This is a genomic window from Chryseobacterium polytrichastri, assembly GCF_900142445.1.
Taxonomy (GTDB): domain Bacteria; phylum Bacteroidota; class Bacteroidia; order Flavobacteriales; family Weeksellaceae; genus Chryseobacterium; species Chryseobacterium polytrichastri.
The window spans coordinates 1-22,118 of record NZ_FRAV01000058.1 but is presented as its reverse complement, the minus strand read 5'-3'; the positions used below and the strand labels follow the sequence as shown (position 1 = coordinate 22,118).

Below are 22,118 nucleotides of genomic sequence, written 5' to 3'. Positions count from 1 at the left end.
ATACCATATTTCTTACGACATTCTGTAATTCCTAATTTACCGAATTCAATTTCTTTTACAATCTGAAGTTTCAAACTTAAACTGTAATCTTTCTGTGTACGCTTGACATAAAGCGTTTCTAAGTATTCTTTCATAACGATCATTTTTTTGTGTATCGCTATTTCAGGACTAGACAAATATTTAAATAAAAATCCTTTCTCAGATATTTGAGAAAGGATTTTTTATATTTTTGCAGCTGTTTAAACCTACCACTTAAAAGGTTACAAACAAAAAGGATGAAAAAAATAACACTAACGCTCTGCTTACTGCTTCAGCTAGGCCTCTATAAAGCCCAAGACAGTATTCAGACAGAAACCAATCCAAAATATACGGCCTCAACAGGAGATATTTCTGTAAAAACACCTTTCTTAAAAAAAGAATGGGTAAAAAAATCTATTGCTCCTACCCTGCTTTTTGCTGCTGCAGCGGCAACTTGGGGAGAAAGAGAGAACATTCGGGAGACCAGAAACCGTTATCTACCTACTTTTAAGATGAGATATGATGATTATCTGCAATATGCCCCAGCAGCTACCGTTTATGGATTAAACCTTGCAGGAGTAAAAGGACGAAACAATATCGGACGTGCAACGCTTTCTTACGCCGCCAGTATTGTAATAATGGGAATTATTGTTAATGGAGTAAAGTATACAGCCAAAGTAGAACGTCCTGATGAATCCAATAATAAATCCTTTCCGTCAGGTCATACCGCTATGGCGTTTACTAATGCCTCCTTTTTACACAAAGAATATGGTGTTGTAAACCAAGCTTATAGTATTGGAGGATATAGTGCTGCAGCTATTACCGGTCTGGGAAGAAACCTTAATAATAAACATTGGATATCCGACGTTTTGGCAGGAGCCGGAATAGGTATTATTTCAACTGAATTAGGTTATTTTTTTATTGATAAAATTTACAAAAACAAAGGAGATAATTTAGGAATGCTCTCCAAAATTGAAGGCAATGGTAATCCTTCTTTTCTTTCTATAAAAATAGGTTCAGCATTGGCTACCACAAATTTCCTTAAAGAATCAGAACTGGATACCAGAAAGCAAAGAGGTTTTGAAGGAGGATTAGAAGGTGCTTATTTTTTCTCAAAAAAATGGGGAGTGGGAAGCGAAATGACTTTCAGCAGTTTTCCTATAAAGCCCCAACAATTCAGTGACGATTATGGGAATTTTGATATCACCACGCAATCGTTAGGTTTCTTAAATTTCGGTATAGGCCCTTATTTTGCTCATGATCTTTCGGACAAATGGCAATTGATGTTAAAAGCTACCGGTGGATATTTTGTATCAGCCAGTGGAAAGGTATTTATAAAAGATCCAAGTATTGATCTTCCCAATAATCAACTCGAAATTGCCAATTATAAACCTACTAAAAACTTTCGATGGAGCAGCGGAGCCTCTATCACTTATAAACTCAATCCTGAATTGGGTATTACTGCCTACGCCGATTATAATCAGGCCAGAACTGATATAAGATATCGTTTTAAAGAATTATCAGACGAAAACACTAAGGAGGTAGTTAATGAAAACGTACACTTAGAAAATTTTAACGAAAGAATAAAATATTTTTCATTAGGCTTAAAGTTAACCGCTTATTTTTAATGATAAAAAATCAAAAAGCCTTCAGAATTTGAAGGCTTTCATTTTATAAATTTTTGAAATTATCTCCTGGTGTATAATCCATGAAAAGATCTCCATCTAAGTTCACAGACTTCACTTTCTTTTTAATTGGGATTGTTAAGACCGCCTGCTTTTGGTCTTTCTCCCATAATGCAGGGGAAAAATGAAGTTTCTCAACCGTTCCGTCTTCATAGGATAATATGGCATCGAAAGGAATAGCAAACCCTCCCACATTATCTACATTTACCGTTAAAAGATCATTCAATTGAGAAACGTCAGCAATTTTTAAATCAATATAATTATTGGTGTAAAACCAATTATTCCAAAACCAATTTAAATTTTTTCCAGAACCTGCATTCATCGAATAAAAATAATCCCACGGAATCGGGTGTTTCCCATTCCAGTTATCCATGTAATGATGTAATGCTTTCTTAAATATTTCATCCCCCAAATAATCTTTCAAAGCAAGATAAGACAAAGATGCTTTTACGTAAGAATTGTTTCCGTATCCGGCTCCACTTACCTGTGTACTCATTGAAATAATGGGTTGATCTTCTTCCGTAGAGGGATCTTTGATCCATTTTTTCACTCTGAAATTTTTATAGAAATCTTTCGCAGCAGCTTCACCGTTTTCATCAATTCCAATTAAATACTCCAAAGTTGTTGCCCAACCTTCATCCATAAAAGCATAACGCGTTTCGTTGATTCCCATATAGAAAGGGAAATAGGTATGTGCAATTTCATGATCAGCTGTTAATCTCGCATCCTGAAAATTATCCGGAATTGTAGAATCATTAATCATCATTGGATATTCCATATCTGCATATCCTTGAATCGCCGTCATTACATTGTACGGATATTCTACACCCGGCCATTTTTTTGAGAACCAATCCAGATTATAACGCATCCAGTCTACATAATGCTCAAAATCTTTTGCTCCTGCTTTGTATCCTGCCTGAACGCTGGCTCTTTTTGTTTTTAACTGAACGCTGGCCGCATCCCAAACATAATGATTGCTTAATGCAAAACAAAAATCGGTAATATGGTTGGCTTTAAATTTCCAGACATTCCATTTATTTTGCCTGGTTACTTTTCCCGATTTCATCTCCTGTTCGGTAGCAACATGCATTAGTTTATCACTTTTTAAAGAAGCTTTATATCTTTTTAAATATTCTGCCTGAAGAACCTCATCTGGGTTTAAGAAATCTCCCGTTGACCAAACTACATAATTTTTAGGCGCTGAGATAGCAAATGTATAATCATTAAAATCGTTATAAAACTCCTGTCTGTCAGAATGCTGAATCATATCCCAACCATTGTAATCGTCATACACAGAAATTCTTGGGAAAGAATAGGCTACGTAAAAAGTTTCGGGATCTATTTGCCCTTCTCTTCCACTTTGTACGGATAAAGGATATTCCCATTCAATCTTAACCTCAGCTTTCGCCTTAGATTTTAAAGCAGAATTCAATTTTACTTTCTCAACGGTACTCCAATCTTCACTGTTGATGGCATACTTTTCACCATTCACGATGAAAGATTTAATATGTAAACCAGAAGACAGAAAATCCTTAGAAACAAACCCAGATCTTGGTGATTGAGGCTTGTGAAGGTTATTCACAAATCTTATGGCTAATTCATCCAAATCATTCGGGCTGCTATTGGTGTAAACAATTGTTTCCTTTCCTGAAACAATTTTGGTATTGGCGTCTACTTTTACCTCAACATTATAAATTCCTTTGTTTTGCCAATAGTTTTTTCCGGGAGCCCCTGAAATATCTCTTGTTCCATTTTCATACGCTTTTTTAATATTTCTCGGCATGTACAATTCCTGCGCAGAAGATATCTGCCATGAAGTGACCATTATTAATCCGAAAAGGAATTTCTTCATTTCTCTACATTTTAAAAGATAGGTCTCAAAATTAAGGAAATTGTAACAGACAGCCACCGATTCTTTCTCCTAGAAATTATAAATTTTAGTTAAAAACATTCTACATTCTATCTTGTTCATCTGCTTTTTTAATTGCCTTTACGTTTTTCACGGCTTGGTTTCCAAAATTAAATTTTAAGGAAATAATAAAATTTTGGGTATCTCGGTAATCTAGAAAATAGTTATCCTGATTTCCGTATTTTGTACTGATCTTTTCTTTGGAAGTTTTAAAAATATCATTAACCATCAAACTTCCTTCTAGTTTTTTATTGAAGAACTTTTTATTCATCACCAGATACGTAGCCGAAGAACTCGATATTCTGAAAGTTCCCTGTATAGCAGGCGAATTATAACGATGCCCTACTTCCAATTTCCAATCACTACTTTTCTGCAAAGTGAAACTTGTAGAAACATCCGAACCCCAATTCCAAACTTTATTCTTATATAAAAGATCATCTATCCCAATAAAATAATTTTCATTATGCTCAATATTTTCAGAAACACTTAAGCTCCACCAAGGCTTGATTTGGAAATTTTTATAGACGCTTAATCCATACGCCTGTCCTTTTTCAATATTAGTATAATGATAAATCAGATTATTATTACTCGGGTCCTGATAAGAGATTTCCATCGAGGGAGAAATTTCTTTTCGGTAATAAAAATCGAGATTCCATTCTTTCCAGGTATATGTGAAATTAAGATTATGAATAATCGTTGCTTTCAATTTCGGATCTCCCTGAAAATAAGAAAATAGATTATAATATGATTTTGCAGGATTCAACCAAGAATAGGAAGGTCTGCTGATTCTTTTCCCATAAGACAAACCAAATTGATGATTGCCTTCTGTAGTATATTGGGCGTATAAGGTGGGGAATAATTTCCAGTAGTTATTTTTATTTACCTCATAAGGTTCTGAAACGACACCTTCCAAATCAGTTTTTTCTGCACGAAGTCCGGCTTTGAAATTCCATTTTCCGGGATTGTAAGAAAGCGATGAATAAAGCGCAAAATTGTGTTCTTTATAATCAAAAACATTGCTTTTATCTGCTCTGTATTGTAATTGACCGTTTTCATTATCCGAAAAATCTAATTGGCTACTGGTCTTTACAAAACTATATTTGGAACCTGATTCTAATTCCCATTTATCGTTTTTCCATTGATAATCAAATTGAGTAGAATACAACTGAACATCACTTTTGTTATTGGTGACAAAGTTATTTTCTTTTGGCGATTGATTCACAAAATCAAGATATGTTAATACATTTTGATATTTCTGATTGTTGTTTCCTGCGAAATAATTCGTCCATGTTAACTTACTTTTCTTATTTAGTTTTCTATCCGCCTGAAAACTCACCGTATTGTTGATGGAGCGAGAATTATGATCATTAATTGTTGTATAATTAGATTCTACAACATCCTGACTATTATAAATTAAAGTGGGCACATTATACGTCCCGAAAGATTTCGGATTAAAAGAACCTGAATAATTAAGACTTACATTCGTAAGGCTGTCTATTTCATATTCTACATTAAAATTCAAGGTATTCTGGCTTTTATTTTGGTCTTTACGGTTCATTGTGCTGACCCATCTTTGCTGATCTTCTATATAATTTACATAATCCGTTCCTTCTCTGTAATACGTTCCGGTTCCTCGGTAATAGCTTCCCATTACAGAAAGTTTATCTTTCTTATAGTATTGAGAAATCCCTGCTACGCCTTTTGCATACTGACTTTGTACATATTTAGAAGAAAGAACTCCACGATACCCTTCTATCTTATTTTTCTTTAACACAATGTTCAACACAGCACTTCCTGATGCTTCATATTTTGCAGGCGGATTCGTAATTACTTCCACCGATTTCATATCGCTTCCTTGGGTATTTTCTAATAGATTTTTCAGCTCATCACCTGTCAACATTACTTTTTTATCGTTAATGGTTACAAGAATACTTTGGCTTCCTTTGATCGCCAATACATCATTACTTGAGGTTACGCCCGGTGTCTTTTTAAGAATTTCCCATGCGTTGAGCGAAGAAATATTACTATTTTCTACATTAAATTCTAAACGGTCAATTTTCCTTTTTACTAAAGGCTTTTGCTTGGTCATCACCACTTCTTGGATATCCTGAATGTCTTTCTTCAAAACAATCAGTAAAGGCTGATTCTGTTTTTCCAGATCCAGGTCTTTTTCAAATTTGGAATATTCTAAATCTTTAATAACCAGCTTCACAGAATTTTCGGGAATACCTTCCAGCGTAAAAATTCCATTCTCATTGGTCGTTAATGTTTTTAACAATATATTTTGAGAATTATATACTTCAATAGAAACTAAAGAAAGCTTTTCATTCTGAGCATTCAAAACGGTTCCCTCAATCTTTTGCTTTTGTGAAAACATAAAAATCGGAAAACATAAAAAAAGAAAAAATTTATACATGATTAATTTTTTAATGAGGGCCAATGTTTATAAACAGAAAATATCAGCCGACAAATATTCTGATACAAAAGTCTAATTTACCTTAGAGAATTTCGGTTAACAGAAGGTTAATGATAGGTTAAAGCCCGTTTTACTATTTTTGATCTTTCCGTATTAATTGGAGCCAAAATAAAAAAAGCTTGAACAACAATGTATTCAAGCCTAAAACAATAATTAGTTAAACGTTTTTTTAAGGATAAGGAATCACTTTATCCAATTCTATGGGGTTATAATATTTTTTTATTTCTGCCTGCGTTTGTTTAGATAATTCTCCAAACTCTTCTTTACTTTTTATTTTTCTTCCGTTAATCTGAACATTCCAATCTGGCTGAAAATCAGTTCTCATTCTTGCATAAGGATCATTATAAAATTCTAAATTTAATTTTATCCAATTCTTAAAGTTAATCGCAATAGGCATTAATGAATAATGTCTTTCCACAAAGGCGTTCGTATTATAGGTCTTTGGTAAGTTCTTATTTCTTGAGAAAGAGTATATAAAGTTTTTCTTGCTATCTTCTACATACATAATCAAACCCGGCAGCCCTCTAAATTTATAAGGTCCTTCTGAAATAGCAATATCTGGAGTAAACCATGCAACCCAGTTTCTACCTCCAAATTGAGTAGTCGCTTTTTGAAGATTATAACCTTCCATTTTCTTTGTTTCGGGTTCTATTCTCCACTGAATATGATCTTCCGTCTCAAAAACATAATAATAAGGCATCATCATAATCTGTACGTAGTTTTTATTCTTATCAGAATCTTTTTTTCTAATAAGCGTTTGCCCGCTCTGGCTTGTATGTTGAGCTGAGCTGTCACCATGCAGAATATTAATCGAGTCACTCACTAGAAAATTATATTCATAAAATTTTACATCATCAGGATTCACATCTAATACCATTTCCTGTTTGTCATACTCCGCGACGGTAGAATCTGGTTTATATTGAAGTTCATAGATAAACCGATGAGTTTGTGCATTTATAACAATGCAGCAGGATACTAAAATAAAAAGAAGAATTATTTTTTTCATTAAGGGATTAATTATATAGGATTAAACATTAGCAACACCGAATAATTAATCCCTATTTGTGTATGATATCATGGTTTGTTTTATATTAGTCTTTATCCTTTCAAATTCTTTTTATACACAAAATCTTTATCATTATCTTCTAAATACAGAACAAATCCCGGAAGCCCTTTGAATGTGGACAATCCTTCAGAAACCGCAATATCTGTAGTAAACCAAGCCGTCCAGCTTTTCCCTTCGAATACAGCGGTTGCTTTTTGAAGATTGTGCCTGTTATTTTCTTTTGAAATTTTTTCAATTTTCCATTGAACATTATGTTTTGTTTCAACACTCACCGTTACTTCCCGCTGCTCGTAAACAGTCTTAGACGAATCATTTTTATATTGCGCCTTTATAAGAGCGCCAACTGATAACATCAAAAGAATACTTATTTTTTCCATGGAGTTATTTTATTATAGTAAACAATCAAAAATTTCATAGAGCTGCCAATTTCTATTTCTTTATTTTTAAACAATAGAAAAACAGACTTTTATTGACACTACAAAAATCAATATTTAATCTAATAATCTCGGTTAATGAAAGGTTAATGATGAGTTAACGGCTATTGAAGAAGTGCTAAAGTTTTTATATTTGTTATCATGATTTTGAAAAGTAAAAATCTCATTGCGCTCTTTGCCGCCCTGTTCCTTCTTCTTTTAGGGATACAGGCTTATTTTATGTATAAGACCTATCAGGTAAAAGAGCGGGAAATTTACAGAAGTGTTCATAATAAGCTTACTCAATATACCGATAATCTTGAAGATAGAAGAGGTTTAAAAAAAGCATCAGATGAATCTCTACAGCATATTTTCATTGAGTATACCGATAAAAAAATCAACAAAAAAGACTTTTTAGATCTGTTTGAACAAAATAGGAAAGATAACATAGATCAGCTCAGTAATTATGTAGATAAACAATTTGAAAAAGAAGGCTATAAAGTTGCCGTGAGAGTAGAATATTTATCAATTATCTTTCTCCCAAGTAATACTAATCTGCTTGAAAAACCCATTATCCTTTTTGAAACGAGAAATAAAATTGTAAAACCAGGAATTTCAAATACGGGAAATTGGCAAACCTCTTCTAAATCAACATCAGACGATGATAAGAAAATAATTAAGAATAATAGTTTCCGTGTAAAAAGCCAGACAGACTTCGAAATATTAAATATTAAAAGTATCGTTTTTAAGGAATTAACCCTGCTTTTTCTATGTTGTATTGCGCTCCTGATAAGCGTATTAGTACTTTATATTTTTACAGTTAAAAATTTAATTAAACAGCAGAAACAAGTTGAAATTTTACATACTGTTGTAGATAATATCTCTCATGAATTTAAAACTCCTATTGCCACTTTAAAAATAGCATCCAAAGCTTTGAAAAAAGATTGGAATCCGGAAATGCTTCCCTTAATAGAGCGACAGATCTCACGTCTTGAAAGCCTTATGCAGCAGCTTCATAAAGATGAAACAGAAAACGAAATTTCAGAAATACAACCTGAAGATTGGAATTTCTTTATTAAAGATCTTGCGTTTACCTATCCTCAGATTCAATTTGTTTTAAAAAATGGAATTTCTCAGCAGCTTCCTTTTGATAAAAACCTGATGGAAACCATTATTAAAAACCTCTGCGAAAACAGTGTAAAATATGGCTCATCCATTGTTGAGGTTCACATTTCTAGTCCACAAAAAAAACTAGAAATCAAGGTTTCAGATAACGGACAAGGCATCGAAAAAAAGGAACTTAAAAATATTTTTGAAAAGTTTTACAGAATACAGTCTAACAACATTCATAATACAAAAGGATTAGGATTAGGTCTTTATTTTGTTAAAAAGATCATCGAAAAATACAACGGAAAAATAGAAGCAGAAAGCACGATTAAAGAAGGAACAACTTTTAAAATAACCATTCCTTATGAAAACTAAAATTCTATTGGTGGAAGACGATGCTGATTTTGGAATGATCCTTAAGCAGTATCTCGAACTGGAAGACTTCGACGTAACCTGGTTTCAAAATCCTGAAGATGTTGTACCCATTTTAACCTCTGATTTCAATTTTCAAATCGGCATCTTAGATATTATGATGCCTAATATTGATGGTTTCTCTCTTTCTAAAATAATTTTAAAAGAAAAACCACAATTCCCTATTCTTTTCCTGACTGCTAAAAACCAAAAAATAGACCGTCTGACAGGCCTTAAAATTGGAGCTGATGATTACATTGCAAAGCCCTGCGATCCCGAAGAATTAGTTCTTAGAATTAAGAACATCCTAAAAAGAACATCCTACTCTACACTACAAGTGCAAGTGAAAATCGGAGCCTATAGCTTGGATTCTGAAAAGCTATTGCTATCTCACCCAAAAGGAGATATCCGTTTAACCATCCGTGAAAAAGATCTTCTATTGTATCTTTTAAAGCACAATCATCAAATGATAAAACGCGATGATATTTTGGATACGCTTTGGGAAACCAACGATTATTTTACCGGAAGAAGCCTTGATGTATTTATCAGCCGATTGAGAAAATATTTGATTGAAGATCCAAAAATAAAAATTCAGTCGCTGAGAGGAATTGGATTTGAAATTGATTTCCCTTAAAAATAAGTTTTGTTAAAAAGAAATGCTAATTTTATATCATGAATTTCAGTTTTCATTGTTATGACCTTTAATTGATTAACTAAAAAATAAAGTGATGATCGATTTTAAAAAAGCAATTCATTTAGTGTACAGCAATCCCGGAAGAGGAACTTTAGAATCTTATTTCAGAACTCATTTTCCGGATGATAAAATACAAATACACTGTATTTACAATGACCTTACCACGGGACCATTGAATGACCTTACTTCACCTCTCGATTACGAAAAATTCACTTCATACTGGAAAAAAATTGATACTATTTGTTCGCCCAACACTACAGAAAATGATCATGAAAGTGACTTCCAGTTTTCTGACCTTTCCAGCGAGTTCAGTATTGATTTTCCAAAAGAAAAACCATTAATTATCTGGTACGGAAGCGAGGCAGGTGAAAAATTAATGCTATACCGCTACTGCAGTCTTTTAAAAGACCGAGAATTACACGAGATAAACCTAGATGATTGGCCTGTGAATTCAGAACACGATTATACAACCAATTGTTTAGCCATACAGGATCCTGAAGATTTAGATGGAATTTTCAATATCGGAAAAAAAATAGAAGAGCATCATAAATTATTATATGGCGACGAATGGGAAAGACTAAAAGGAGATCAAAAAACAAACAGAATATTGCAGGATGATGACATCATCTCAGTAAACGAAGAATATTATGATCAGAGCATTTTAGATAACTGTACTTCAGATTATCAAAAAGCTGCAAGAATAATTGGGGAAACAATGGGGAAACAAAAATCTACCATCGGAGATTATTATCTTTTATACAGAATCCATATGCTCATTAATGAAAAATTATTGGAATGGAAAGGAAATCGGTCCATCATGCGTCACTTAGAAATCAGAAAAAAATAAGTTTCATCTCCGTAAACAAAGCTTATAATCTATTCTAAATCAACAAAAAAACTTCTCTGCGAGAGAGAAGTTTTAGAGATATAATGATACTGTTATATTACACTTTTTTCAAGAATATTATTCTTTAGTGAATTTGAATTCTTTTCCACCATCTTTAAGAGTAATTTCTTTTTTGTCTTTACTAAAAACAATAGTAAGATTTTCCTGATCAAAAATGAATTTATTATCTCCTGAATATTCCAGAGGGAATTCCTCTTGTCTTCCTGCTTTTCCATAAAGCACACCATTCTTTTCAATAAATGTTATTTTTAATTGAGTTTCTTTGCTTCCGTAAGTTCCTGAAAAATCTTTTGTATCGATCTTATCAACAGGTTTTATATCTGAAAGTGCCAAAGAATTATTTTTCATGTTAATATCAGGAATTTTAGAATCCGGATCCAGCTTTACAATCTCTACTTCTTTATCAGAATCTACTTTGAATATCCATTGTTTATTTCTCTTCCAGACTTCAACGGGGATCTTTATATTTTTTGTTGTTCCATCTTTGAATTTCAATTGAACCGTTGTAGGCATTGGTAACTGGCCAAGGTTTTCAACAGTAATCTGAACTCCGTTTTTAAAATCACCATTAATATATTTTACATTTTTAACGGCCTGGTCAATTTTCCATTTATTAAAAAACCAACCTCTCCAGAACCAATTTAATTCTTCGCCTGAAACATTTTCCATCGTATGGAAGAAGTCCCAAGGGGTTGGATGTTTGAAAGCCCAACGATCAATATATGTTCTGAATGCTTTATCAAATTTCTCCGGCCCAAGAATAGTTTCTCTTAGAATAGACATTCCAGCACCAGGTTTATAATAAGCCAATGCACCAATACTTGCCTCTCTCATATTATCCGGGCCTACCATAATCGGCTCCAGATTATCACTCATCATAAAGCTCCCGGCTTTAGCCATATCCTGTTTCTTGTAATATTCCCCTTTGTTGAAAGCCTCTGTTGAAATACCATTGATAAAAGTATTAAAACCTTCATCCATCCAGGCAAATAACCTCTCGTTAGATCCTACAATCATTGGAAACCAGTTGTGACCAAATTCATGATCTGTAACCCCCCAAAGACCTTGGCCTTTAGAATCCATATGGCAGAAAACAATTCCCGGATATTCCATTCCGCCTTCATTTCCTGCTACATTGGTAGCTGCCGGATAAGTATATTCATACCATTTTTGTGAATAATGTTCTATCGCTGCTTTGGTATATTCTGTAGATCTTCCCCATGCTTTTTCACCTTCACTTTCCACAGGATAAGCAGAAATAGCTAAAGATTTTTTCCCACTTGGCAGATTAATTCTTGCTGCATCTAAAACAAATGCCGAAGAAGAAGCCCAAGCAAAATCTCTGGCCTGATCTATTTTAAATTTCCATGTTTTAGTTCCTGAAGCATTATTTTTTCCAATTTCAGATTCTGAATGAATCGTAACTGTTTTATCACTATTCCTAGCCTGGCTCCATCGGTTGTTTTCTTCTTTACTATAGACTTCTTTTTCATTAAGAAGCTCTCCTGAAGCCACCACATAATGATTAGCCGGTACAGTGATATTGGCAATGATATTACCATATTCTAAGTAAAATTCTGATGCTCCCAAATAAGGCATTGTATTCCATCCCAACACATCATCATACACACACATCCTAGGATACCATTGTGCGATGGTGAAAACTTTACCGTTTTTGGTTTGCTGCACGCCCATTCTGTCAGATCCGTATTCTGGAGAAACAAATGAGTAGTCAATTTTAATTTTGGCAATACCTCCTTTTGCTTTAAGCTCTTTCGGAAGATCGATCTGCATTCTTGTATCAGTGATGGTGTATTTCACATCTTTGCCGTCAAGTTGTACAGATTTAATTCTATATCCACCATCAAACTCTTCTCCATGAGCACCGTTTCTGCTTCCTGCAATAGGAACAACAGAATTCCCACGGGAATCTTTTGAAAATAAATTCTGATCTAGCTGTAACCAAAGAAAGCCCAGTTTATCCGGACTGTTGTTGGTGTAAGTAATTTCTGCAGTTCCTGTGATTTCGTTTTTAGTATCATTCAGGCTCACATTCAGATTATAGTCTGCTGAGTTCTGCCAATAAGCATGTCCGGGTTGGCCACTTGCAGAACGTGTTTCTGTGCCTGTTTGAGGATAAAAGAAAGGCTTGAATACCTCTGCATAATCATATTTTGGAGCTTCCTGTGCAAGAGCAGATCCTGAAAACAGGAATACAGCCATTGCAGAAGCAAGGATTGGAAGTTTAAAATTCATTCGGTGAAGTTTTATAATCTTACTAGGATAGGTAAAAAAAATCCCGGAATTGTTACAAATCCGGGATCTTTATAGGTATTAATTTGATTTTTTTGCTTTGATCATCGCTTCCAGCGCGTCCCACATTTCTTGCGGAATATCTTCGAGCATATTAAATTCTCCTGCGCCTTGCAGCCATTCACCACCGTCGATGGTTACGACTTCTCCATTCACAAAAGATGAAAAGTCAGAAACTAAATAAGCAGCAAGATTTGCCAATTCCTGATGTTCACCTACCCTTTTAAGCGGGTTTTTCTTGGCTAAATCAAATTGATCTTTCATATCTCCCGGAAGTAGTCTGTCCCATGCTCCTTTTGTAGGAAATGGTCCCGGTGCAATTGCATTGAATCGAATATTATATTTCCCCCACTCAACGGCAAGAGATCTTGTCATTGCCAATACTCCTGCTTTTGCACAGGCTGATGGAACGACATAAGCAGAACCTGTCCATGCATACGTTGTTACGATATTTAAAACGGTTCCCGGAGTTTTTGAATCAATCCAATGTTTTCCAACGGAAAGCGTACAGTTTTTTGTTCCTTTTAATACAATATCTAAAATAGAATCAAAAGCAGAATGGGTCAATCTTTCTGTTGGAGAGATAAAGTTTCCGGCTGCATTATTTAATAGAATATCAATTCTGCCAAATTCTTTCAAAGCAGCTTCTTTCATTGCTTCTACCTCATCCCAATTTCTTACATCACACGCAACGCAAAGAACTTTACCTCCCGTTTCTTCTTCCAGTTCTTTTGCTGTTCCCTGTAGTTTCTCTAAATTTCTGGAAGTAATCACCACTTTTGCGCCCAATTGAAGAAAATATTTGGTCATTGCTTTTCCAAGACCACTTCCACCACCTGTAACGATGGCTACTTTATCTTTTAGTGCATCTTCACGCAACATGGGTTGTGTATATAGATTCATATGTTTTAATTTTTCCTAAAAATAATGAATATTAAAATGTAATGCTTTAAAATAAATCAAGAAATAATGCTATAAATAATTGTTTTACATTTTATTGTCTTAACCATTGAAGAATCTAAAGAAATGGCTGAAAATCCTAACCTTGATATTCTATGTGTTAAAACAAACCTCACAGGTTTTAAAAACCTGTGAGGTTTAGAGAAAGATTGCGTTCTAGCTTCCTATGGAATAACAAACTGAAGGTTGATTTTGTGATAAAAAAATATAATGTAGACAAACACCCTAGCCCTGATTGAAGCGACATCCTTTTTTGTTGCGGCCGGAGCAAAGCGGAGGCCGTAACAAAAAAGATACAGCAGAAAGCAGGAAATAGCTTCAAATAAAAAACAAAAAAAGCAACCTGACAATAAATGGTCAGGCTGCTTTTTATTGAACAAGATTAAATTAATTATGCAGTAACAGTTCCTTTAAACGAAAGTGTTTTAGGTGTCTTACTTTCACTTGTTGTAACGTTAACCGTTTTCATGAATGGGCCTGCAGCTGCAGCATTAAAACTTGCTTCTACAAATCCTTTTTTTCCAGGAAGAATTGGCGTTTTAGTATAATCTGCCGTAGTACATCCACAAGATGGTGCTACATTTTCTATAACGATTGGCTTTTTAGATGTATTCGTAAATTCGAATCTGATCAATTTTGGCTTTCCTTGAGGAATATTTCCAACATCAATAGATTCTGATTTCCATGTGATATCAGCTGCAATTGTTCTTACAACAGGAGTTCCTTCAGCAGGAAATACATTTGCGTAAAACGGAGAACATGCTAACACAGCTAAAAGAGCAGTAATTTTTAAATTTTTCATGAGTATAAATTTTATTAATAGTTAAATATATAAAAAAACGATTATTATTTTTTGATATAGCAAATGTAAAGCTGATTATTAACCCAACATGTTAACCGCTATCAAACATTTGTTAATAAGTTGTTAATGATAAAAGATTAATAGATATTTTTGGATAATATTGCTTCGGTAAATGGAAATAAAGAAACTCAATATTATTATAACACTCGGATTTGTTGCTATTATCGGAATTTTGATAGCCCAGCTTTTATGGACCAGACAAGCCTATAATATTGAGGATAAAAAATTTAACCAAACCGTAAATATCGCTTTACTGGAAGTGGTGGAGAAACTATCCGGAGGAAAAACTTCTTTTAACGAAAGTCCGGTGCAGAATATTTCCAACGACTATTATGTGGTTAATATTAATAATGAATTTCATCCTGCCGTACTGGAACATTATCTGAGAACAGAATTTACCCGTTTACAAATAAATACCGATTACGTTTACGCATTATACAATTGCCATAGTGACCAAATGATGTATGGGAAATATATTTCAACCCATCAGGAAAGTCCTAATACGAAGATGATTAAATTTCCGAAACATGCCAATTTAGTCTATTATTTTTCCATCCGTTTTCCCGATAAAGCTACGTATCTTATCAGTTCACTACGTTTTTGGTATATACTCACCTTTGCTCTTATTATTATTCTTTTGGTATATGTTTATTCTATATACACTATCATTCAACAGAAAAAATTCTCAGAACTCCAGCGTGATTTTATCAACAATATGACCCATGAGTTTAAGACTCCTCTGTCATCCATATTGTTGGCTTCAGAAGCACTCACGAAGCAAGAGCTCATAAAGGAAAACCCTAAGCTCCAGACCTACACTTCTATCATCACAGATCAAGGCTATAAGCTTAATAATCATATTGAAAAAATACTAAACATTGCCAAAAATGATGCTTCCGGTTTATCATTAAAGCCTCAGAAAATAGTTTTATTACCTTTCATTCTAGAAATTGTAGACACGATAAAACAAAAGAATGAAAACCTTTCTATCCAAATAGAAATTGAAAACAATACATCAATAATTGCCGATGAATTTCACTTTACCAATATCGTCTATAATATTTTAGACAACTCCATCAAGTATTGTGAAACAACACCCAATATTATCATTTCTTCTTTTAAAGATTCAAAAGGTTTATATTTAAAATTTAAAGATAACGGGATGGGAATTCCCCCTAAAAACATTCCTCATATTTTTGATAAATTTTACAGAGTAAATACAAAAAAGAGTGATGAGGTTAACGGTTTTGGATTAGGTTTATTTTACGTAAAAAAAATCGTTCAGCAACATAACTGGAAAATTTCAGTGGAAAACAATACGGATGGAGGAATTACGATCACCTTGTTTTTACCATCTTAAAAATATCAGTGCAAATCATGGAAAAATCTAAAATTTTATATGCCGAAGATGATAATACAATAGCCTTCCTTATTCAGGATAGCTTAGAAAGTTATTATGATATAGATTGTTATCCTGATGGAAAATCTGCATTGGAAGCATTCAACAGCAAAAGTTTTGACATTTGCCTTTTAGATATTATGATGCCCGAACTCAACGGATTTGAATTAGCGCAATACATTCGTGATAAAAACACTGAGATCCCTATTATTTTTATTTCAGCGAAAGCTTTGAAAGAAGACAGAATTAAAGGACTGAAAATTGGCGCAGATGATTATTTGGTAAAACCTTTCAGTATTGAAGAACTCATTCTAAAAATTGAAGTTTTCCTAAAGCGTTCAAAGAAAACAAGCACCACTCCATCAAAATACAAAATCGGAAAATATGATTTTGATCCCAAAAACTATACGTTACAAGATACATTAAGCACCATTAGTCTTACCCAGAGGGAATCTGAATTGTTATTATATTTTATTCGCCATAAAAATAGCGTTGTAAAAAGACAAGATATTCTTAAAGCCATTTGGGGAGATGACGATTACTTTATGGGACGAAGCTTGGATGTATTTATTTCGAGATTGCGAAAACTATTGGTTGATGAACAAAATATAATTATTGAAAATCTTCATGGAATAGGTTTCCGGTTTTCTGAAAAATGATAAACAAATCTGTTGGAATATCGCAAAGACGCAAATTTTAATTGAAAATACCGTTTATAAGGCGCAAGGATTTTATCTTCGATAAAATTTAGGATTGGAAAATTATTGCAGAGTTAATATAACATAACGCTTGCTGAAAATCTTTGATTTTATTGCGTCTTAAAACGCATAAATATAATAAACCTTTGCGCCTTTGAGATTTTCCAACAAAAATATTTTGCCATGATTTTAGTCTGACTTTAAAACGATAAATAATTATTCTTTGATTTTATCTAAATTTACTCTTCAAAAAAATATTCATCCATGAAAAATTCGGGAATTTCTATTTTTCTATTATTTTTATCATTTAGTTTACATCTTAAAGCTCAACAATTCGAAAAGCTCTATCAATATGTTAATCCATTAATAGGAACGGAAAAAATGGGACATACGTATCCCGGAGCAACGGCGCCTTTTGGAGCTGTTCAGTTAAGTCCTGAAACAGATACTATTTCTTACGAACTCAATGGGAAATACAACGGTGACGTCTATAAATATTGTGCCGGATATCGTTATGAAGACAAAACAATTGTAGGTTTCAGTTCTACCCATTTTAGTGGAACAGGACATTCCGATTTAGGAGATTTCCTTGTTATGCCAACCGTGGGAAAATTACAGTTGAATCCCGGAACTGCTTCAAATCCTGAAAGTGGCTACAGAAGTAGATTCTCCCATCAAAACGAGAAAGCAGAAGCCGGATATTATAAAGTAAAGCTTGACGATCATCATATTTTAGCAGAATTAACGGCTACAACCAGAGTCGGAGTCCATCGCTACACATTCCCAAAGTCTGACCAAGCTCATATTATTTTGGATTTAATGGCCGGAATTTACAATTATGAGGGTAAAAATGTTTGGACATATGTTCGTGTAGAAAACGGAAATACCATTACTGGTTACCGACAAACCAATGGTTGGGCAAGAACGAGAACGGTTTATTTCGCTATGAAATTTTCAAAACCATTTAAATCTTATGGACAGAAAAATTATGACGGAAAACAAGTTTACAATGGTTTTTGGAGAAAATTTGACCAAACCAAAAACTTTCCTGAAATCGCGGGAAAGAACCTGAAAATGTATTTTGATTTCGATACCAATGAAAATGAAGCCATTGAAGTTAAATTGGCCATTTCCCCCGTAAGTCAGGTGAATGCTCTAGAAAACTTAGAGAAAGAAGTGGGTAATTTATCTTTTGATGAGGTGAAAGCAAAAACGCAGGAAACCTGGAATAAGGAATTAAATAAAATTGTCATTAAAGGTTCTGAAACTGAAAAGACAAATTTTTATACAGCCATGTACCATACGTTTATCAACCCGACAACCTATACAGATGTTAACGGGGAGTATAAAGGTTTAGATCAAAACATTCACAAAGCAGAAGGTTTTACGAATTATACAACCTTCTCTATTTGGGATACCTATCGAGCACTTCATCCTTTCTTTAATATTATTCAACCTAAAAGAAATGGAGATATGGTGAAATCGATGATGGCTCATTACAATCAATTCTCGATGAAGATGTTGCCTATTTGGTCTCATTATGCGAATGATAATTGGTGTATGAGTGGTTATCACAGTGTGAGCGTAGTTGCCGATGCCATTATTAAAGGAAATTATAATGGTGATGCAAAAGCTGCGCTAATGGCTTGCGTTGAAACAGCCAACAAAAGGGATTACGAAGGCATCGGGCAATATATTGATTTAGGATATATTCCTGCAGAAAAAAGTGGAACTTCTGTTTCCAACACCTTAGAATATGCATATGATGATTGGGCAATTGCTCAGTTGGCGAAACATTTGGGTGAAACAGAAATTTACAACCAATTCATCAAACGTTCTGAAAACTGGAAAAACAATTTTGATAAAACCATCGGATTTATGCGTCCCCGCTTAGTAGATGGAAGTTTCAAAAAAGATTTTAATGCACTGAGTACGCATGGACAAGGTTTCATTGAAGGAAATTCTTGGAATTACAGCTTCTTCGTTCCGCAAAATCCGGATGAATTAATTAAAATGATGGGTGGAAAGAAAAAATTCGCTTCAAAATTAGATGAGTTATTCACCATGCATTTACCCGACGAGTTTTTTGCAGATACAGAAGATATTACAAGAGAAGGAATTATTGGCGGATATGTTCACGGGAACGAACCGGCACATCATGTTGCTTATTTCTACAATTGGGCTGGGCAACCTTGGAAAACTCAAGCGCAGATCAGACGAATTTTAGAAATGCAATACAAAGCAACTCCTGATGGATTAGGCGGAAATGACGATACTGGACAAATGAGTGCTTGGTATATTTTGAGTTCACTTGGTTTTTATCCTGTAGCTCCGGGTTCAGAAGATTACGCGATTGGAAGCCCGGCGGTAAATCATGCTGTTTTGAATTTAGAAAACGGAAAAAATTTTGAAATTGAAGCCATCAATCAAAGTTCTAAAAATGTATATGTTGAAAAAATTCTTCTCAATGGAAAAGAAATTAAAAACTTTACATTGAAGCATTCTGATATTATGAATGGTGGAAAACTGAGTTTTTATATGAGTGCTAAGGCTAGAAAATAATTCTTGTTTAAACACAAATCACACTGATGTTTTACACGAATTTTCACAAATAAAATCCGCAAAGCTGTCATTCAGAGCGGAACGCAGTGGAGCGTGGAATCTAAACATAACTTTATTTACGTTCTTTAAATTCCTTCAAAATGACAAATATTGGATAAATTTTCCCGCAGATTACGCAGATTTTCAAACATAATCATCTGCTAAATTTGCTCAATCTGCGAGAAACAAAATTACCATCATTCATTTATCTGTAATTCGCATACAACATCCATCGTTTTGCATACACCCGATTTCTAATTTCTGCTGACTTTTGTATTGTTAAATCAACACTACGAATATGAACAAAGTAAAATTAGGAAATCAAGGATTAATAATTCCCAGCATAGGTTTGGGATGCATGGGAATGACAGGTTTCGGTGATGCAGATATGTATGGTAAAACTGACGAAAAAGAAGCCATTGCAACCATTCACCGTTCTTTGGAATTGGGAGGGAATTTTTTGGACACTGCCGATTTGTATGGTCCTTTCAAAAACGAACAATTGATCGCAAAAGCGATTGATGGGAATCGAGATCAATATATTATTGCTACAAAATTCGGTTGGGAAATTGATGACAACGATAAAGTAACATGGGCAATCAATGGAAGCAAAGATTATATAAAAAAAGCTGTTGAACGTTCTCTTAAAAATCTAAAAACAGATTATATCGATTTGTATTACATGCATCGTTTGGATAAAAATACGCCCATTGAAGAAACGGTGGAAGCAATGGCAGAATTGGTAAAAGAAGGAAAAGTAGGATACATTGGTTTATCAGAAGTGTCTTCTGAAACAGTGAAAAGAGCGCATGTCGTTCATCCTATTACGGCAGTTCAAAGTGAATTCTCTCTTTTTGAAAGAACAGTAGAAGAAAAAGGAGTCATAAAAACATTAAACGAATTAGAAATCGGTTTCGTTGCGTATTCTCCTTTGGGAAGAGGATTTTTATCCGGACAGATTCGTTCTATTGATGATTTGCCTGAAAATGATTTCCGTAGAGGAATTCCTCGTTTTCAAGAACAATATTTCCATAAAAATATTGAACTCGTAGAGGCCATTGAAAGTCTTGCCAAAGAGAAAAATATTAGTTCATCACAACTGGCATTAGCCTGGATCATTAGCAAAGGAATCATTCCAATTCCGGGAACCAAACGCAGAAAATATCTAGAACAAAATATTGAAGCAAGTAAAATTGTGCTAAGTGAAGCCGATCTTCAAAAGCTGGAAAGTATTGTACCTTTGGGTACAGACACCGGAGCAACCTATGATGAATTCGGAATGGGACTTTTGGATTATTAATGAGTAGCTTTGATAGGTTAGAAATTCAAACCTCATAGGTTTTTGAAACCTATGAGGTTTATATTAAAGCGCAATACGATCGCAGCCCGACTTGAGCGGAAATCCTTTTGTGAGGAACGAACAAAAGATTGGGAGCGGAAGGCGGATAAAGCTGCCCAAGAAAAAAACATTTAAAAACTTCAATTATGAACACCATAAAATCTGTTTCTGCATTCCACAAATTACTTTCTTTGCCTGAACCCAAGCATCCTTTGGTAAGTGTTATCAATCTATCTGAAAGTAATTTTATTGAAGATAAAGTTTGGGAAGGTTTCACAAATAGATTTTATTGTGTCGCTCTAAAAAGAAATGCCACAGGAAAAATAAAATACGGCCAGCAACATTATGATTACGATAAAGGAGTTCTAAGTTTTACTGCTCCCAATCAGGTTCAGTATCTGGATTTACAAACGATGGATTGTGAAAGCAAAGGATATTTGTTGATCTTTCACGAAGATTTTTTATTAAAACATCCGCTAGCCAATACAATTTCAAGCTTTGGATTTTTCTCTTATGCTGTAAATGAAGCCTTGCATTTATCTGAAGATGAAGAAAATAATCTGATTGAAATTCTGAATAAAATAGACAAAGAATGTCAGCATATCGACAGACATACTCAGGAAATCATTCTATCACAAATCGAATTGCTTCTACAATATTCCAACCGTTTTTATGAACGACAATTTATTACCCGAAAAAATAATAACCATCAACTATTGGTAAGATTTGAGCGTTTTATGAATGATTATTTTGACAATAAATCTTCAGAGAAAGGTCTCTTAACCGTTCACCAAATTGCTGAAGCTATGAATCTCTCTCCAAATTATTTAAGTGATCTTTTGAGAATTCATACCGGACAAAATACCCAACAGCATATTCATGAAAAATTGATTAGTAAAGCTAAAGAGAAACTTTCTACCACAACACTTTCTGTAAGTGAGATCGCTTATGAATTGGGATTTGAGCATTCGCAATCTTTTTCTACACTTTTTAAAAAGAAAACGAATATGTCCCCGTTGGAATTCAGGCAGTCATTTAATTAAATCTCCCACAGATTTCTCAGATTTTCACAGATGATTGCATTTAAATATCTGCGTTATCTGCAAAATCTGCGAGAGAAAAATTATGTTTTGGCTAAAGCCAATTTTGTACATTAATAAAAAAGCGGGCTAAAGCCCAATGTCATTAAGTTAAGGCTTTAATATATTGATTTTCAGTTAATTTAGTTTGTTTTACTGGTTGTTTTTTTGTATATTTAAC

Annotated in this window: 16 protein-coding genes; 9 read left to right on the top strand and 7 right to left on the bottom strand. The window is 33.9% G+C overall.

All coding sequences use genetic code 11. The features are described 5' to 3' along the window. The first annotated feature begins 275 nt into the window (after window positions 1-275). The gene (locus tag BUB80_RS22215) at window positions 276-1,646 is read left to right on the top strand and encodes a phosphatase PAP2 family protein (protein ID WP_073297847.1); all 1,371 of its coding nucleotides are present in this window, start codon (window positions 276-278) and stop codon (window positions 1,644-1,646) included. Between the two features lie 43 nt (window positions 1,647-1,689). Here BUB80_RS22215 and BUB80_RS22210 read toward each other — a convergent pair whose 3' ends face one another. The 4 genes from BUB80_RS22210 to BUB80_RS22195 all read right to left on the bottom strand — a co-directional run bounded on the left by BUB80_RS22210 (window position 1,690) and on the right by BUB80_RS22195 (window position 7,531). Next, window positions 1,690-3,555 (bottom strand): M1 family metallopeptidase, encoded by a 1,866-nt coding sequence (locus BUB80_RS22210; RefSeq protein ID WP_073297845.1) that lies wholly within the window; start codon window positions 3,553-3,555, stop codon window positions 1,690-1,692. A gap of 100 nt (window positions 3,556-3,655) precedes the next feature. After that, a complete protein-coding gene (locus BUB80_RS22205; RefSeq protein ID WP_073297843.1) occupies window positions 3,656-6,028 on the bottom strand; it encodes a TonB-dependent receptor domain-containing protein in 2,373 nt (790 codons plus the stop codon). Window positions 6,029-6,257: 229 nt separating this feature from the next. After that, a complete protein-coding gene (locus BUB80_RS22200; RefSeq protein WP_073297841.1) occupies window positions 6,258-7,094 on the bottom strand; it encodes a GLPGLI family protein in 837 nt (278 codons plus the stop codon). 92 nt (window positions 7,095-7,186) lie between these two features. Then, complete coding sequence (locus tag BUB80_RS22195) at window positions 7,187-7,531, bottom strand: GLPGLI family protein (RefSeq protein WP_073297839.1); 345 nt, start codon at window positions 7,529-7,531, stop codon at window positions 7,187-7,189. 198 nt (window positions 7,532-7,729) lie between these two features. Here BUB80_RS22195 and BUB80_RS22190 point away from each other — a divergent pair, with 198 nt between their 5' ends. The 3 genes from BUB80_RS22190 (at window position 7,730) to BUB80_RS22180 (ending at window position 10,626) form a co-directional block, all read left to right on the top strand. Beyond that, window positions 7,730-9,049, top strand: coding sequence for a sensor histidine kinase (locus BUB80_RS22190; RefSeq protein WP_073297837.1), 1,320 nt, complete (start codon window positions 7,730-7,732; stop codon window positions 9,047-9,049). Continuing rightward, window positions 9,039-9,719 carry a response regulator transcription factor gene (locus BUB80_RS22185; protein WP_073297835.1) on the top strand — a complete coding sequence of 227 codons (681 nt, stop codon included), beginning with the start codon at window positions 9,039-9,041 and terminating at the stop codon, window positions 9,717-9,719. The genes BUB80_RS22190 and BUB80_RS22185 overlap by 11 nt, the downstream gene beginning before the upstream one ends. A 94-nt stretch (window positions 9,720-9,813) precedes the next feature. Then, window positions 9,814-10,626, top strand: coding sequence for a DUF3658 domain-containing protein (locus BUB80_RS22180; RefSeq protein WP_073297834.1), 813 nt, complete (start codon window positions 9,814-9,816; stop codon window positions 10,624-10,626). A gap of 117 nt (window positions 10,627-10,743) precedes the next feature. On the opposite strand, the gene BUB80_RS22175 is transcribed toward BUB80_RS22180, so the two are convergent. From BUB80_RS22175 to BUB80_RS22165, 3 genes are all read right to left on the bottom strand, one after another. Next, the gene (locus BUB80_RS22175; RefSeq protein ID WP_073297832.1) at window positions 10,744-12,942 is read right to left on the bottom strand and encodes a M1 family metallopeptidase; all 2,199 of its coding nucleotides are present in this window, start codon (window positions 12,940-12,942) and stop codon (window positions 10,744-10,746) included. A 78-nt stretch (window positions 12,943-13,020) separates the two neighbouring features. Next, on the bottom strand, window positions 13,021-13,902 hold the full coding sequence (locus BUB80_RS22170; RefSeq protein WP_066752608.1) for an SDR family oxidoreductase: 882 nt from the start codon (window positions 13,900-13,902) through the stop codon (window positions 13,021-13,023). 448 nt (window positions 13,903-14,350) lie between these two features. Next, window positions 14,351-14,761 carry a DUF1573 domain-containing protein gene (locus tag BUB80_RS22165; protein WP_054511942.1) on the bottom strand — a complete coding sequence of 137 codons (411 nt, stop codon included), beginning with the start codon at window positions 14,759-14,761 and terminating at the stop codon, window positions 14,351-14,353. A 172-nt stretch (window positions 14,762-14,933) separates the two neighbouring features. On the opposite strand from BUB80_RS22165, the gene BUB80_RS22160 reads away from it, so the two are divergent. The 5 genes from BUB80_RS22160 to BUB80_RS22140 all read left to right on the top strand — a co-directional run bounded on the left by BUB80_RS22160 (window position 14,934) and on the right by BUB80_RS22140 (window position 21,901). Beyond that, window positions 14,934-16,181 carry a sensor histidine kinase gene (locus BUB80_RS22160; protein WP_073297830.1) on the top strand — a complete coding sequence of 416 codons (1,248 nt, stop codon included), beginning with the start codon at window positions 14,934-14,936 and terminating at the stop codon, window positions 16,179-16,181. 17 nt (window positions 16,182-16,198) lie between these two features. Continuing rightward, window positions 16,199-16,879 carry a response regulator transcription factor gene (locus BUB80_RS22155; protein ID WP_073297829.1) on the top strand — a complete coding sequence of 227 codons (681 nt, stop codon included), beginning with the start codon at window positions 16,199-16,201 and terminating at the stop codon, window positions 16,877-16,879. Window positions 16,880-17,182: 303 nt separating this feature from the next. Further along, complete coding sequence (locus tag BUB80_RS22150; RefSeq protein ID WP_073297827.1) at window positions 17,183-19,480, top strand: GH92 family glycosyl hydrolase; 2,298 nt, start codon at window positions 17,183-17,185, stop codon at window positions 19,478-19,480. A gap of 337 nt (window positions 19,481-19,817) precedes the next feature. Beyond that, window positions 19,818-20,819, top strand: coding sequence for an aldo/keto reductase (locus tag BUB80_RS22145; RefSeq protein WP_073297825.1), 1,002 nt, complete (start codon window positions 19,818-19,820; stop codon window positions 20,817-20,819). A gap of 185 nt (window positions 20,820-21,004) precedes the next feature. Next, window positions 21,005-21,901 carry a helix-turn-helix domain-containing protein gene (locus tag BUB80_RS22140; protein ID WP_073297823.1) on the top strand — a complete coding sequence of 299 codons (897 nt, stop codon included), beginning with the start codon at window positions 21,005-21,007 and terminating at the stop codon, window positions 21,899-21,901. The last annotated feature ends 217 nt before the right edge of the window (window positions 21,902-22,118 follow it).